The organism is Streptomyces roseoverticillatus (assembly GCF_000719265.1).
In the GTDB taxonomy this organism is placed as follows: Bacteria; Actinomycetota; Actinomycetes; order Streptomycetales; family Streptomycetaceae; genus Streptomyces; species Streptomyces roseoverticillatus.
On the sequence record NZ_JOFL01000024.1, the window covers coordinates 59,856 to 74,127 of the forward strand.

Consider the following 14,272-nt stretch of genomic DNA (forward strand, 5'->3'; position numbering starts at 1 on the left):
GCATCAGTCTGCCCCGTCGGGTCCTAGTCACCACCACCGTCACCGCCCCCGCCCCCGCTGTCACCCCCGTCACTGCCCCCACCGGAGTCGCCGCCGTCCCCGCCGTCCGCGCCCCAGCCGTCGTTGCCGCCGGGCTCGTTGTCTTCGTCCCCCTTCCCGAGGTTGGTGAACCAGGGGCGGTCCCAGCTGTCGTCGGCGGCGACCGGCTCGGCCCCCTGCGCCGGGCGCCGCTCGGCGCGGAACCGTGCCAGCCCCGTCGTGTCGCCGAGCCCGAAGGCGACGGCGAAGACGTGGGCCATGACGGCGTCCAGCGGGTCGGGGCTCTCATGCTGTACGGGGGCCAGCGGCAGCAGGACCGTGCCCGGCTCGAGCGCCGGCCGGCGCGGCGGACGCGTCAGGAGGGCGACGCGTTGCTCGTTGCGCAGCAGCCACGAACTGACCGCGTTCTCCCGCCGCAGCACCCATTGCTGCCCGGGCAGCCGTGCCTCCACCGAACTCTTCGACTTGCGCAGCTTCTTCTTGAGGACGAGTTGCGCGTTGACGTCGCCGATGGTGAGGTGCAGGCCGCCGGAGGGGTTGCGGGAGTCGCGGTGGAAGCCGTGCGGCGCCCGGATCCGTACGACGGGGGCGTACGGTCCCCACACATCGGCTCGTACCAGGCGCCGGTCCACGGCGACGGTGATGGGCCCGGCGGGCCCCGGCGCGACCCGACGCGCCATCCACAGCGGTACGCCCTCGGCGCGAGCCCTGTCAGCCAGGGCGGCCACGTGCACCGGTCCACCGCACTGCCGTACCGCCAGCTCGCCCAAAGCCCGGGAGAACTCGGCGGCCTGCCGGACCTTCACCAGAATGGTGGTGCCGGTGAGACGTGTCACCGGAACGACACCGGCCCCGTCCGTCAGCCGGTCCAGCGGGCGTTCCGTTCCGCCGCCTCCGAGCCAGCAGCCGCGCTGGAACGCCTCGGCCATGGCGCCGAGGTTCAGCTCGCCCAGCGGCGTGGTGCTGCCGCCCCGGCGCAGGCCGGTATCGGTGAGCTCCACGGTTCGTGCCAGCGGGTTCCACGACCGCTCGCTGTAGAGCGCCTGGCTCACATCAACCCCCATATATATGTGGTTCAGCAGAGCCCGCCGGGCCCCAGGGACGTACTACGCGGCACGCGCCACGTACAGCGTGTTACTTGCTGATGGCGAAGCGCATCAGCGCGTGCTCGTCGCCCTGCTTGATTTTCCCCGTCTGGTTGTCACCGCTGTGGGCGAGGGAGCCGTTGCCCATGGGGTTGAGGGAGTCGAGGCCGGCCAGGCGGACGGGGTCCGAGCCCTGCATGGCGATGGCTATCAGGTCGAGGCCCGTGCCGGCCTTGCGGCGAAGCATGCCCATGACACCGTCGCTGCCGCCGGCTGTGGGGTCCCACGACACACCGATGGACAGGTGGGTGACTCCGTCCAGGTCTGCCGGGCCGTCTTCCTTGGTGAGCGTGATCATGTGTGGAGCAACTATCTGTGCAGGGGACTACAACACACACAGAGTGTGCCCGGCGCCTTTGCGGTTCCGGACGAGGGGGTCCCTTTGCCGTACGGGCCGGAGCGCCGCAGCACGGCAAGACGGCAGGGAGAGCGGTGCGGGCTTGCCGGGGCGTCGGGTGCGGCCGATGTCCCTCCCGTACCGAATGGAACATTCCGCCCCTACGGTGCCTGGGCATGGACTCCACGCGAAGAACGATCCTGCGCGGTCTGGCCGCAGGGCCCCTGGCCGCAGCCGCCGGCGGCCTGCTCGTACCGTCCGCGGCACATGCCGCGCCCGGCGGTTTCGCCCTTGCGATGCGGCTCAGCCCGTCGCAGTACCACCGCAACTGGTCTGCCGCGGCCGACACCCTCCGCCGTCGCCTGGAACCCGCCGACCTGGTCAGGGACGTGCTGCGGCAGCCGGAGCGCACCGGTGGCCCGGTAGGCGACTGGCGTGACGGGGCCGGCAAGGGCGCCGAACCCACCCGCTTCGACTACGGCTTCTCCTGGGACCCGGACACCAAGGACCCGCACGGCAAACTGGACGGCAATACCGCTCAGTGGTATCCGCAGGGGATCAGCACCAGCGTCGACGGCTACGGCGGCACGGTGGGAGGCCGGAAGGTCGTCGCGGTCAGCTGGTACGGCTACGAGAACTACGAGAACCGGGGCGCACGCATCAGCTTCATCGATGTGACCGGCGACCCGAAGCGGCCGCGCTACCGGCACGTTCTCCTGGTCGAGCCCAGCCAGCTGCAGGGCTCGGACACCGCCACCTTCAACCCGGTGATCATGCACGCGGGTGGCGTGGCCTGGGTCGGCAACTTCCTCTACGTAGCCAACCTCCCCGGCCGACTGGCGCCTTTCAAGCAGGGCGGGGTGAGCGCCTTCGACCTCGCCCGGATGGTCAAGGTGAAGGGCGAGGACAAGCGCAAGGCGTTCGGCTACGACTACATCCTCCCCCTGCACCACCTCTACGAGAACCAGGGCGGCAGCACGCTGCGGCACTCGCAGCTGTCACTGGACCGCACCCGCCGTAACGAACCCCACTCCCTCGTCGTCAGCGAGTTCCTCGAGGGCCGCAGGGGAAGGGTCGTGCGCTGGAACCTGAGCCCGGCCGGCTACCTGACCGACGGGCAGTCCGACGAGACCTGGACGTCCGAGTCCTACGTCCAGGGCGCGGTCGCCGTCGGCGACGACGCCTACTACGCGGCCAACGTCCGTGGCAGAAAAGGCCCCGAGGACGCCAGGGCCCGCGCCCCGAAGGCGGGCCGGCTGTGGCTGCACCAGGGTCGTAAGGGCCGCCCGGAGAAGAGCGGCACGCTGGCCATCGGCCCCGAGGACCTCAGCTACGACGCGGGCAGACTCTGGTGCCTGGCCGAGCATCCGGGCCTGCGGCGCGTCTACCGCATCAGACTCCACCGCTGACCACCGGAACGGGGCCGGGCCGGGCCCACTGTCCTGGGCCCGGCCTGTCCGACTGTCGTATCGGCACCTGAAGGGCGCCACCCCGTCCAGACGAGGAATCCCCTACAAGGGAAATCCCAACAAGCGCGCGAGATTGTCGGTGTGTCCGTTGGCAGACACCCCTGACCGGCTGCCCAACGGTATCCGGTCGCGTTTTTGTGATCGGCTCCGGGACTGTACAGGTCAAGCGTCAGGGTCAGTGTCGGCGCCGTCGAGCCGTACGAGAGGTGGGGGAGTCCAGTCCAACCCTTCCCTCTCCAATGTCGCCGAGATCCATTTTCGGCCGGCTGCTCCCGCCACGTTCCAGGCCCAGTGCATCGGGCGCTTGTCCTTACGCCACGGCGGCCACCGACGCGTTGGCCGTACCCCGGCCGCAATGTTGTGCACGAGGTCGGCAAGCCAAGCGATGCAGGCGACGTAGTCATCGTCCGGCCAGCTTTTCAGCGCTTCGCGGCGCCTGGCCATGCTGCGGATTTCAAGGACTGCCCGATGGGTCAGATAGGCGGCTGCCACCTGATCGTCAACCCGTCGCCTGCTTCCCATCTGAGCTCCCCGCCCCCACCTGCACATATACGGAAAACACCAGCGAGCCGACCGGCGCCGGCCCAAGTGTCCCGCTGGCTGGGATGCATGGGCGTCAGAATGCGAGGAGCACGGACACGGCTAGCTAGGCTCTGCCCGTGTACAACTACCAAGATCCTTTTACTGCCTGCTATCCCGCCCTTCTGCCGTGGGCGCAGCCTTCCCGGCAGGACGATCTTCACCGTGCGGTGAGAGCTGCAGTGGAACGTTCGCTTGTGGCGCAGTGGGGTCACATAGCCCCGGAGAAACCGGCGACTGACGCCGACGTTCATGCGATCGTCGCCGCCCGTGACGCCTACATCCAGGGCTGGTTCGACGCCGTGATCCGCCCTGCTTTCCACTGGCCCCCACACGACAGGGGGTGGTCGTCCCCGTTGGGGTCATGGCTGGATGCCTCGAGCAGCCACGGCCGGGGCAGGGCCTTCCGTCACACCATCGCCGAGAACCTCGACTTCTTTGCCAGATTCGAGTTCTGCGCCACGCTGGACCTGGTGAGGTACGCCGAGCACGCCGCCCGAACGGGGACGGGAACAGCACGGCAACGGGCTGCCGATGCTACTGCTGAGGCCCTGCGGTGGGCGTGGGCCCGGCACGCCGACAGACTTGGCTGGGACGACGCAGAGTGGTACCAGTACATTGAGGTGAACGAGCTGATCGGCTGGACGGCGGCAGCGCTGCAACTTCCCGGGGTGAGGCCGTCCCAGGCTGCCGACCGGGTGGAAGAGATCGCCGAGCAGGAGTGGGACGACTGGTCACCGTGGACGTCGGATGAACTGCCGGCACCGTTCATCGCCCAGGCGGCGCAAGCCGTGGCGGACTGTGTGACGACAAGCGCGGCTACCTAGGCCGTGCCCGACGGGTCGGGTGGGGCTTGAGTCGGACGATGAAACGTTTCGCTGTCTCCGGGCGAGTGATCATGTCTGGACGGCCGTGTCTCTACCTGTAATCCGCTCGTATGCAGATCCCATCCGTCCACGATGAGCACGGCGTCCTTGGCGAACCGCTTGCGTGGCTGGAGCGCCGGCAGCGGACCAAGGTGGTCGATGATCCGGTGCGCTGCAGACTTCGAGACGCTGAACAGCGGCGCGAGCTGCCACATCGTCAAGTACGTCCGCCAGTAGGCCACGTTTGCACCCTCACGTCGCAGCGCGGTCAGCAGCTTGCCGAACTGGCGCGGGCTCAGCCCGGTGAACGGGGCTGTCCAGGAAGACTTCGATGCTGTAATCACAACAGGCATTCCAAGATCGTTCCATGGGGTGACCTGAGGCTCGGTCTGTCTCTCAGCTGCCGCTCAGAGGAGACTTCCACGTCGGATCGTGGTGGGAACTTCTCGTGAGATGGGCAAGCAGGTGCTCCGCCGTGGTGAAGGCAGTGTCTTGGGGCGCGCCGGCCGCAGTCAGGGCGGAGGCCAGCCTTGCCAGGGCTGCATCTGGCAGGTCCGGGTCGGTAAGGAGGGGAAGGACCAGCAGGAGGCGGGCGGCCGAGTCCTTGACGCCTTCGCCCGTGGCCGGGGTGTCGGCGATGCGGATCAGTTCGTCCCACGACAGCCCGGTCCCCGAAAGGTCTCCTTCCCGACTGGCGACGTGCTGGGCGTGACTTTGGCCTGGATGGGTGAGGAGGTAGTCAGTGCTGTAGTCACCGAGCAGGTTGCGGTAGATCACCACAACTCCAGGACCGCCCTCAGCCGCCACCCGGAACACCGGCCAGCGTTCGGGATTGAAGAGGACCTCGGACAAGGCATCGGCATCGGCGCCGTCATCGCCGAACCACCCCGGAACAGGATCCGAAGCCCCCGACGCGTCGCCGCAGATCGCCATGAGGTAGTTCGACCAGAAACCTGGGCGAGGCAGTAGTGACTCGCCTGCAACCAGCGGTCCGTCGTCGTATCCCTTGATCAGCATTCTTGGATCCTGGCACCAGCCACTGACATGGCCCGATCCGGGACTGGTATGGGCGCGCCGCTGAGTTTCGGAACACGCTTTACAGTTCGTCCCGGAAGACCTTCGGGTGGGCCGCCAGCAGGCCGCCCCACTTGACCGATAGCGCAACAGTGGTGGGCTGTCGTGGGATTCGTGTACTGGTGTGCGCTTGATGACGATGGAGTCGGTTGCAGTGCGATTACGGGGCGGGTGGGGCTCATGTGGTCGGGTGCAGCATTCGCACGGCCGGGATCAGGTCTCGTAGAGGGCGCGCACCATGTCCGCGAACTGCTGGAGTCGGGCGGCCTCGCAGCCGTTGCAGCGGTACCAGTAGAACCGGACGCGGGCCGGGTGGTTCTGCTGGCCGGAGGGTCGGGTGCGGCGGTACTCGGGTCGGAGCGGCCGGAGGCACAGTGGGCAGAGGTCTTCGTGAACGGGTTCGTGGTCCATGGGCGGGAGGGTGCACAGGACGGCGGCTTACCGTCTCGGGCTGTTGTGGCGGCCCGCCTGCCGGGCGCCGCGGTAAAGATCTGGTGATGGCTTCCCGCCCGGCGGGAAGCGCCCTCATGAAAACCCGCCCCCGCCCTGACCGCGCTGCTGCCCGTCGAGGACAGCCGCCGCCCCCAGACTGGACCGGCTGCGCCGCTCCCCGCGCGGCATCACCGGCCCCGGCACGGGCAAGGCCATCAAGTGGTTCACCGAGCTGAACAAGCTCGGCGCCCACTCCTGGGACCTGTCCGCCATTCCCGCAGGCCGCTCGAGGTCTTCGACCTGCTGATGTCCGACCCGGCCCGCACCTCGGCGAACCCGGCTGCCAAGCACCGCATGCGCACCCTGGGCGACCTGGACGCCACCGCCCTGATGCTGCGCGAGGCGTGGATCACCCTCAGCCACACCGCCGCCGCCCCCGAGGGCGACGTCCGCGGCGGCTGCGACCTGCTCGACATCACCGCCATGCATCAGGCCGCGCGCACCGTCAGCGTGCAGGCCCGGCCCGAGGCCGAGACCATCGCGGATGAGCTGACCGTCCGCTACCGCACCATCAACCCACCGCTGCGCCACCTGGCCAAGCACCTCGGCCCGGAGGGCGCCTAAGAGGCTGGCCCTCTGACGGAGGCACTGAAGTTCCTGCCGAAGCTGGAACGGACGCTGGCTGAAAGCCGCGACACGCATGCCTGGATCGTCGGCACCGCCGAGGGCCTCGGAGTGGAGTTCACCGACGTGGAGCGGACCGACATCGAGCTGTGATCGTCCGTCCATGGACGGGGCCCCGGACCGCACTGTGACTGAGCGCTTCAGCTGCCCGGTTAAGAAAGGGCGGCGTGCCCACACCGTCCGCCCGGCCGGCCTCACTGTCAGCACTCTGTGTCATTATGCGGACGCGTCCCAGGGGAGTGGGCCGCGGACTGCTGATTGCCAGGGGGTTGAGAATGGGTGCGGGTACGGAGCCGGACGGCTCGTCCAGGTCCGACGAGGAGTGGGAGCGGTTTCTGCGCGAGTCGGTGGCGGGTGCCGCCGACGCGCCCAAGGAGCCGTCGGCGCGGGCCCGCGACGTGGCAAAGCGGTTGAGCGCGGAGCCCGGCCGCGGCCCGGTGGGCTGGCGCAGCTACACGCCCGCGCGGCCCAAACGGCGCACGGGCTGGTACGTGGTCGGGCTGCTGGCCTCCCTGGTGCTGCTGGTGGTAGCGCTCGCGCCGGAGCGGATAGTGGACCTGTTCGCCGGCGCTGACTCCCCGCCGCTGGCGGCCCGCCCGCCTCAGGTACCTCCGGCGGAGGCGGCTCAGCGCCCCACCATGGACGAGCCGTTCCGCGGCTCGCCGGCGGCGGACTGGGCGAGCGGAGCGGCGGGGATCACCGTGCCGAAGGCCGGGGCGGTCGGCTGGATGAGCGCGGCCGAGGTCGAGCGGGCCCTCGCCCGCAGCCGGGACTTCCTCGTCGCGTCCGGCCTGGACCGCGGGGTGCTGCGGGGCGAGCGCCCTGAGAAGGCGATTGCACTGATCAACCCGCACCAGAAGGACGTCCAAGACCTTCTGAAAACCGCTTTCCGAACCCCGAGCGAGAAGAACGACCCCCTCCTCCTCTTCAGCCGCTTCCAGCCCTCCCGCACCCGCCTGGTCGGCGATGTCGTGAAGACCCGGGGCCGGCTCACCTACCGGGAGGGCGAACGCGGCGCGCTCCAGGTGACCGGCGACGTCACCTTTGTCTACCCGGTCACCCGCGCGGACGCGGGCGGCGGCGACGAGATCGTGCGCACGATCGTCCGGCGCGAGCTGGTCCTGAGCTGGGACGACCCTGACAAGGTGATCACCGAGCCGGGTACGTTCTCGATCGTCTCGTACAAGTACGACATGACCAACGGCGGCTGCGGCGCCCCCACGGGCTATTTCACCCCGCCCTTCGGCACGGACCGCCGGCCAGCCGGAGCCGGGACGGAAGTTGATCCGTACGATCGCAGCGCGCCGGTCGGGCGGGGCGAATCCTCTGGGGACGAGTGCGGGAGGGCGACGCGGTCCTAGCGGGCGTTGCTCGGTGGAGGCCACCTCAACCCCGAGGGCGATGAATATCCAGCCGCCGATCCGCTCCCGGTGCCGCTCCCAATGCGGGTGCGGGTGCCAGGCTGGTCGGCCGAGGAGCGTGCTCAGCCGGGCGGCGACGTGCACGAGCGCCGGCCGGTAGATGACGCCGATCGTGACATCGAGCGCGTCGAGTCAGCCAGGTCCGGTACGCAGCACAAGTTGCGCCGGGCAGTTCCGCGCTCAACGGCCGAGTCCACTGCTCAATGCTCGCTGCCAGCCGATTGGAGCTCTCTGTCGCAGTGTGTGTGACGCAGTGCTTCAGTCGGCCGGTGAGCGTTGAGCCGGCCGGTGGAGCGCGACGTTCTGCCCCATGGTCGACGGTGCAGGCTGAGGTGTGTTCGACGGAGCACGTGACGCCGTCCTTGAAGGGCGTGCGGATCAGCCGCCCTGGCCGGCGCTTCCGATCGGGCCGACCTTCACCGGGGAGCCGGCGCTGTCCGTGACGGGCAGCGTGGCGGCGCCCGGCCAGCGGAGGGTGACCGTCTTGGTCTCGTTCGGCGGGGTCACCAGCAGCGTTGTGATGCGGACGCCGGAGCCACCCGACTTGTTGATGGGGTAGTTGATGCTGAAGGCCGTCGACTGCCCGTTCTTGAGGACGGTCGTGGGGGCCTGCTCACCAGTGCGCTTCGCGGACAGCGATCCCGCGTTGGTCTTCAGGTCGACGCCCGCGTACCCGGAGATCGTGCAGTTGCGGCCGCCGCGGTTCTTCAGCTGCACCGCGACGGTGCCATCGGGATCGCCGTCGATGGTGTTGTCCTTCGCTGTGATCTCCAGCCCGTCGGTCCGGCACTTGGCGACCTTGCCGTTCTCGTTGGAGCCGGTCCCGGCGGCCGTGCTCTTCCCGCCGGAGCTCTTCCCGGCGGAGTCCTTCCCGCCGCCTTGATCCGAACCGCCCGAGCCTGAACCGCCGCCCGGTGAAGACGTGGAGGACGCCGACGACGGGGTGCTCTGTCCCGTGCCGTCATCGTCGTTCTGGCAGGCCGTGAGCGAGAGACCTGCGGCAATGGCCAGGGCGGCGAAGGTGAGCTTGTGAACGCGCATCGGTTCTGCCTCAATATCGGTCGGGGGCGCCGGTAGCTCGGTACGAGCGAGTGTTTCTGATCACCAGGATGCATCCGGCCCGGCGAACCGTTCCGCCCAACCACTCTCTAGTACATGCCTGTTACATGCACAGCCGGGCGTGACACACCGCCCGCACCCGTCCCTCCTCCTCGAACTACGGGCCCCGAGGGGAGGTCCCGCAAGAACGCATACGTCGAGCAGGCCAAGGTGGACGACCCGGTGCGAGCGCTCGGGGCCTCCATCGAGGACAGCGACCGCGACGCCTTGGACGACCACGGCATGAGGCTGCAGAACGAGGTGGAGCCGGCCGTCTACGAAGACGTGACGAGCCTCCTCGAGGAGGCCGGCGGCGCCGGCGATGCCGAATTGAGCATCCGCACGAAAGCCGCAGACGGCCTGGTCGGCAAAGTGAATCGAACGACAGAGGGGAGCGGGGGGCGAAAAGCCCGCCCGGAGTACGAGATCGGGGACTTCATCGATGCCGTGGGCGCAAGAATTACCGTCGAGAGCACCGCCCAGCTCGGAGCCGTTTCCGAAAAGGCAAAGAAGTATTTCGGTGACGGAGAGGACGGGTACCTGGTGGAGGTCGAGAAGATGTATGCCGATCCTAAGTGGTCGAGTTCGTAAGTCCTTCGGGGGTTGATCGTGTAGGGGCTCGGCGGAGGATTCTTCCTGGGTGATCGGCGGTCTGCCGGTCGAGTCTGGCCAGTAGATCGTCCAGTCAGAGGTGGTGAACTTCCACTGGAACGGCTGTGCCGTGACGTTATAGCGGTCTTCGAATGTTCGGAGCCGGTCCCTGACCTGGGCGAGGTCGGTGAAGTCGTTGGGTGAGACGACCTTGCGTTGGACGACGGAGAAGTAGATCTCCACCTGGTTCAGCCATGAAGCGTGCACCGGAGTGTGGACCATCACCGCGTTCGGGAACGCGCTGGTCAGCCGTCGGCAGCCTTCTTGCCGTGGTGGGAGGGGCCGTTGCCGACGATCCAGAACACGCGCTTTCGTGCCGGCGTAGGGCTCGGTGCTCATGACCTGGGTGGCCAGGATCATGAACGGGCCGATGCCGGTCTTGGGTTCGGTGCAGCCGACACTTTCGCGTGGTGGACGTCGTAGGCGGCCAGGTTAGGCCAGGGCGCCGCCGTGTCCGTAAGTGTGGTTGACGCGCATCGCGTGGGCCCGGCCGGGGGCAAGGGTGGGGTAGATGGCGGCGGCCGGGCTCGGACCGGCGATGTCGGCGGTTGCCTGGGCCAGGCGCTTGGCCTGTATGCGCAGGATCTGGCAGGCATAATCGGCGCGCATCATCCGCGCGTACGTCACCGCGTGAGTGGGCCACGGGCAGGCTTGGATCAGCATGTGGAGGCAGGCAGCGGAGAGTCCGGGAGCGTCGGGGCGTGCGGCCTCCAAGACCTCGTTGACCCGGGCCGGCTTCTTGCGGTGAGCCTCGGGTCCGGGAGACGGAACGCTCGCATGGCCGCGAAGAGAGCGCTGTGCGCGTGGTTGCCGAAGTGGCCGGATGTGAGTGAGGTGAGGACGCCGAGCTTGGTGCGGCGCGAGTAGCAGCGCGCCGCGCACGGCCTGCTCGGCGAAGTGCACGACAGGCAGGGGCGCCGGCTCTTCCAGATCGATCTCCTGGTGTGACTGGTGAGGGTGGAGCACCAGGCCGCCGGCGCTGGCAGACTCGCTTCTTCAAGGCCCTCGCACCTCTGTGGGGCGACCTCGTCGAGGTCAGCCCCGACATCGTGCCCGCCACCACCAACTCTGGTGAAGTGACCGAAGACGAAGGGGACTTCTTCCTCCATCGCGGCGTCACCGAGGTCAACGACGGCATTCTGCCCCTGAAGGCCTACCGCTCCGGGCGGGTCCAGCAGGCCACCCGACACGCCCTCGCCTAGCTCGGTGAAGCCGACACGACTCACGGCTACGCCACGGTGGAAGCGACTATCCTCACAGACATCCTCGGGGCAAAGCACCGCGGCCTGAAGCCGAACGGCAACATCGCCCGGCCCGCACCCGGGACCGCTGAGCACGAGGAAAACCTACAAGCCGAGACAGAACGGCTGCTGCTCGTTGCCCAGGCATACGCCGAGAGCGACGTCATCGTGTACGACCACTACCGAGACCGCCCAGGACAAGGAAGCCGTTCCCACACCATGAGCGACGCGCTGTCGTGCCCGGAGTTCTTCCAGAACCCCTACCCCTTCTACGACGAACTCCGGGCGACAGCCCCGGTGAGCCAGGTGACCACCGGCCCCGGAGGCCGACCCGGCTACCTCGTAACCGGTTACGCCGAAGCGAAGGCAGCCTTCACGGACCCGGGCCTGTCCAAGGACACCGCTCGATTCTTCGCCGGCCGCTCCAACGACCGCAACCTGCACCCCGCAGTCGCCCACACCATGCTCGCCACCGATCCCCCCGAGCACACCAGGCTGCGCCGCCTAGTGAGCAAAGCATTCACCACTGGCGCCGTCACCCGCCTGCGCCCATATATTCAGCACACCGTCGACCACCTCCTCGACAGCCTCCCGGAGAACGGTGAGGCGGACCTCATCACCGGTCTCGCCATCCCGCTGCCAGTCACGGTGATCTGCCAGCTGCTCGGCGTGCCCGAGGCCGACCGCCCTCAGCTGCACACCTGGTCGAACGACCTCTTCGCCGCCGGGCACCCCCAACGGATCGACTCGGCCTCCCACGCTGTGGCCGGCTACATCGCGAATCTCATCGATGCCAAGCGCCGCGCCCCGGACGACAGCCTTCTGCACGACCTCATCGCCGTCCGGGACGAAGGCGAACAGCTCAGCAAAGACGAACAGCTCAGCGAAGACGAACTCGTCTCCCTCGCCGTCCTGCTCTTGGTCGCCGGCCACGAGACCACCACGAACTTCATCGGCAACGCCGTCCTGGCGCTCCTCCAGCACCCCGCCCTCCTCAACCGCGCACGAAGCAATCCCGCCAAGATTGGCAGCATGCTGGATGAACTGCTGCGCTATGACTCGCCGGTCGGTATCGCCACCTTCCGATATAGCACGGAAGCGATCACACTCGGCAATACCGAAATCCCTGCCGGCGCCCCTGTGCTCATCTCGCCCGCGGCAGCCAATCGGGACCCCGTCCGATATCCGGCTCCCAGCTGCCCAGACGCCGACCGTGACGCGAGAGGCCACCTGGCATTCGGCCACGGAATCCACCGTTGCCTGGGAGCGCCCCTTGCCCTCGCCGAGGCAGAGATCGCCCTCCGCGCACTCCTGACCAGGTTTCCTGGGCTGCGCCTTGCGGTCCCAGCCGGTGAGTTCCAGTGGCGGCGCGCGCGGCTTATGCGGGGCCTGGAGTCCTTGCCGGTGCTCATGCTGTGAATGCTGTTCTCAATCGGCCTCGCCGGTTGTGCGGGCGACGGCACGGACGAGGTGTCTTACTGATCGTTTCAGAATGAGCTGAGCTGCGGGCCTTGTGCTCGACGTCCATCGCGGCCGGGAAGGTGACGCCGCCAGCGTTCAGGGGAGGTCGGCGAGCGGGAAGCGTTCGCGGGCGACCTGGTCGCCGGGGCACGGAGGATGGTGCAGGCCGTAGTGCCGCAGGTCCTTTGTCCACCACTGCGGGCCGCACTTCCATGACATCTACCGGCGGTCGCCCCGCGGACCCGGCCACCGAACCGGCCCAGCCGATGCGGCGCAGCAAGGAGCAGCTGGCCGCGATCCGGATCTGGGCCCGTGCGCATGGGCACGCCGTCGCCGACCAGGGCGTCATCCCGAAGAAGATCGTGGCCACGTATGAGGCCGCCCACCGGGCCACGCAGCCCCTGGCCGCGGCGGGCTGAATCGTGGACGACGTGTCCTGGACGGCTTCCTGGGTTCGGGGAATCCGCCTCCCCGGCCGGGGAAGAGCGGGCGGCAGGTCAGAAGTGAGCGAGCAGGAAATCCTGGACCTCGGCGTGGGTCATCGGCCCCGCGCGGCGTGCCGCCACCGCACCTTCTTTGAGTAGGACGACGGACGGGGCTCCGGTGACGCCGTACCGCTTGGTCGCCTCCGGGCAGCGGGTGATGTCGATCTTGACGGCTGTCAGGAGGTTCGCGTACTCCTCGGCGATCCGACCCACGACAAGGTCCATGGCCCGGCATGCCTCGATCGCCTTCGGCCACGTCCCGGAGAAGTAGGCGAGGACCGGGCTATCGCTCATCCTGAGGACAAAGTCGACCTCCTCGTCCTCCAGCGGCTGATGAACGCGCCTTGGCATCGGAGCTCCTGACCTCGTGATCTACGTACCGGGGGCACCATCATCGCCTGCAACACGCGCGTTCGACGCCAACCGCGGCTCGGTCCCGGTCTTCACCGGATCCGGGGCGTGGGTCGGCGAGGGGGCCAGCCCCGAAGCGACTGGCGACCTGATCGACGCCTTCGAGAACGGCGGCCAGTCCCGATCGGACGACCATTCCCTCCGACCGGCTCATGTCCGTCACCAGGATGACCGTCGAGCGGATCAAGCAAGCGCAGCACGGCGAAACGCCGACCGCCTCGACCCGGTAGCCCGCAGAAGGCGGGGCCGGCCGGGGTGGAGCGCTCCATACGGGGCACAGCGCGGCGGCCCAGTGTCGGATCCTCCGGGGCGGAGCATGGCGACCGGGATGTCTGGGATAACGTCACCCTCGCTTGTCTGGAGTAGGGGGCGTTGTGGAGATTCGGATTCAGACACGTGGGCAGGGAGCCCACCGGTGGCTCGCGTTCGGCATGATCACCGTCGGGGCGCTGTGCCTGGTCGCCGGGCTGATCTTTGCCGGGATGTCGGTTTCCTTCCTGACGGACGCGCAGCGGGCCCGAGGCACGGTGGTGGCCCTGGACTGGCGAGAGGACCACGGCGGCGGATCTCGCACGGCACATGCCGACGACGCGCCTGCGGCGTACCCGGTGGTCGAGTTCACGTCGGCGGATGGCACGCTGAGGAAGTTCCGGGACTCCGCGGGTTCCAACCCGCCGTCGTACGAGGTGGGTGAGCAGGTCGAGGTGCTCTACCGCCCAGGCTCCCCCGAGGACGCGCGGATCAAGGGGTTCCTCTCGCTGTGGCTGATGCCGCTGATCTTCGGTGGGATCGGTCTGGTGTTCACGGGGATCGGTACAGGCTTCGCGTTGGCAGCCCGGCGCCGTCGCTAGTGAGGTGTCCGCCCCGGCCGCATCCGGC

At 68.4% G+C, this 14,272-nt stretch carries 16 protein-coding genes and 2 pseudogenes; 9 read left to right on the forward strand and 9 right to left on the reverse strand.

Going from position 1 to position 14,272, the window contains the following annotated elements; genetic code table 11:
- Positions 1–23: 23 nt before the first annotated feature.
- Complete coding sequence (locus IF61_RS0125925) at positions 24–1,091, reverse strand: hypothetical protein (RefSeq protein ID WP_030368948.1); 1,068 nt, start codon at positions 1,089–1,091, stop codon at positions 24–26.
- Positions 1,092–1,185: 94 nt separating this feature from the next.
- Positions 1,186–1,482: pseudogene (locus tag IF61_RS0125930) on the reverse strand (TerD family protein); the annotation flags it as partial.
- Positions 1,483–1,697: 215 nt separating this feature from the next.
- On the opposite strand from IF61_RS0125930, the gene IF61_RS0125935 reads away from it, so the two are divergent.
- Positions 1,698–2,930, forward strand: coding sequence for a hypothetical protein (locus IF61_RS0125935; protein ID WP_030368950.1), 1,233 nt, complete (start codon positions 1,698–1,700; stop codon positions 2,928–2,930).
- 719 nt (positions 2,931–3,649) lie between these two features.
- On the forward strand, positions 3,650–4,396 hold the full coding sequence (locus IF61_RS0125940) for a hypothetical protein (RefSeq protein WP_157848671.1): 747 nt from the start codon (positions 3,650–3,652) through the stop codon (positions 4,394–4,396).
- 122 nt (positions 4,397–4,518) lie between these two features.
- Here the strand turns inward: IF61_RS0125940 and IF61_RS34570 are convergent.
- The 3 genes and pseudogenes from IF61_RS34570 to IF61_RS32690 form a co-directional block, all read right to left on the reverse strand.
- Positions 4,519–4,788: pseudogene (locus IF61_RS34570) on the reverse strand (helix-turn-helix domain-containing protein); the annotation flags it as partial.
- A 43-nt stretch (positions 4,789–4,831) separates the two neighbouring features.
- The gene (locus tag IF61_RS0125945) at positions 4,832–5,452 is read right to left on the reverse strand and encodes a hypothetical protein (protein ID WP_030368952.1); all 621 of its coding nucleotides are present in this window, start codon (positions 5,450–5,452) and stop codon (positions 4,832–4,834) included.
- A 270-nt stretch (positions 5,453–5,722) separates the two neighbouring features.
- Entirely contained in the window at positions 5,723–5,920 is a 198-nt protein-coding gene (locus IF61_RS32690) for a hypothetical protein (protein ID WP_245684615.1), read from the reverse strand.
- A gap of 327 nt (positions 5,921–6,247) precedes the next feature.
- Between IF61_RS32690 and IF61_RS32695 the strand changes: the two genes are divergently transcribed.
- Positions 6,248–6,565, forward strand: a complete 318-nt coding sequence (locus IF61_RS32695) for a hypothetical protein (protein WP_043190731.1) — start codon at positions 6,248–6,250, stop codon at positions 6,563–6,565.
- 335 nt (positions 6,566–6,900) lie between these two features.
- Positions 6,901–7,986, forward strand: a complete 1,086-nt coding sequence (locus IF61_RS0125965; protein WP_030368954.1) for a hypothetical protein — start codon at positions 6,901–6,903, stop codon at positions 7,984–7,986.
- 438 nt (positions 7,987–8,424) lie between these two features.
- Here the strand turns inward: IF61_RS0125965 and IF61_RS0125970 are convergent, their stop codons facing one another.
- Complete coding sequence (locus IF61_RS0125970) at positions 8,425–9,087, reverse strand: DUF4232 domain-containing protein (protein WP_030368955.1); 663 nt, start codon at positions 9,085–9,087, stop codon at positions 8,425–8,427.
- Between the two features lie 228 nt (positions 9,088–9,315).
- Here IF61_RS0125970 and IF61_RS0125975 point away from each other — a divergent pair, with 228 nt between their 5' ends.
- Positions 9,316–9,735, forward strand: coding sequence for a hypothetical protein (locus IF61_RS0125975; protein ID WP_030368956.1), 420 nt, complete (start codon positions 9,316–9,318; stop codon positions 9,733–9,735).
- 492 nt (positions 9,736–10,227) lie between these two features.
- On the opposite strand, the gene IF61_RS36380 is transcribed toward IF61_RS0125975, so the two are convergent.
- Entirely contained in the window at positions 10,228–10,422 is a 195-nt protein-coding gene (locus tag IF61_RS36380; RefSeq protein ID WP_030368957.1) for a hypothetical protein, read from the reverse strand.
- 317 nt (positions 10,423–10,739) lie between these two features.
- Between IF61_RS36380 and IF61_RS36015 the strand changes: the two genes are divergently transcribed.
- Both IF61_RS36015 and IF61_RS0125990 read left to right on the forward strand, forming a co-directional pair.
- Positions 10,740–10,997, forward strand: a complete 258-nt coding sequence (locus IF61_RS36015; RefSeq protein ID WP_157848672.1) for a DUF6545 domain-containing protein — start codon at positions 10,740–10,742, stop codon at positions 10,995–10,997.
- A 258-nt stretch (positions 10,998–11,255) separates the two neighbouring features.
- Positions 11,256–12,455, forward strand: coding sequence for a cytochrome P450 family protein (locus tag IF61_RS0125990; RefSeq protein WP_030368958.1), 1,200 nt, complete (start codon positions 11,256–11,258; stop codon positions 12,453–12,455).
- A gap of 138 nt (positions 12,456–12,593) precedes the next feature.
- Here the strand turns inward: IF61_RS0125990 and IF61_RS37500 are convergent, their stop codons facing one another.
- Positions 12,594–12,716 carry a hypothetical protein gene (locus tag IF61_RS37500; protein ID WP_281178047.1) on the reverse strand — a complete coding sequence of 41 codons (123 nt, stop codon included), beginning with the start codon at positions 12,714–12,716 and terminating at the stop codon, positions 12,594–12,596.
- Here IF61_RS37500 and IF61_RS34575 point away from each other — a divergent pair.
- Positions 12,710–12,916, forward strand: a complete 207-nt coding sequence (locus tag IF61_RS34575) for an Lsr2 family DNA-binding protein (protein ID WP_043190736.1) — start codon at positions 12,710–12,712, stop codon at positions 12,914–12,916. The two genes, IF61_RS37500 and IF61_RS34575, sit on opposite strands and share 7 nt — an antisense overlap.
- 78 nt (positions 12,917–12,994) lie before the next feature.
- On the opposite strand, the gene IF61_RS0126000 is transcribed toward IF61_RS34575, so the two are convergent.
- Complete coding sequence (locus IF61_RS0126000; RefSeq protein WP_030368959.1) at positions 12,995–13,333, reverse strand: thioredoxin family protein; 339 nt, start codon at positions 13,331–13,333, stop codon at positions 12,995–12,997.
- 434 nt (positions 13,334–13,767) lie between these two features.
- On the opposite strand from IF61_RS0126000, the gene IF61_RS0126005 reads away from it, so the two are divergent.
- A complete protein-coding gene (locus IF61_RS0126005) occupies positions 13,768–14,244 on the forward strand; it encodes a DUF3592 domain-containing protein (protein WP_245684616.1) in 477 nt (158 codons plus the stop codon).
- The last annotated feature ends 28 nt before the right edge of the window (positions 14,245–14,272 follow it).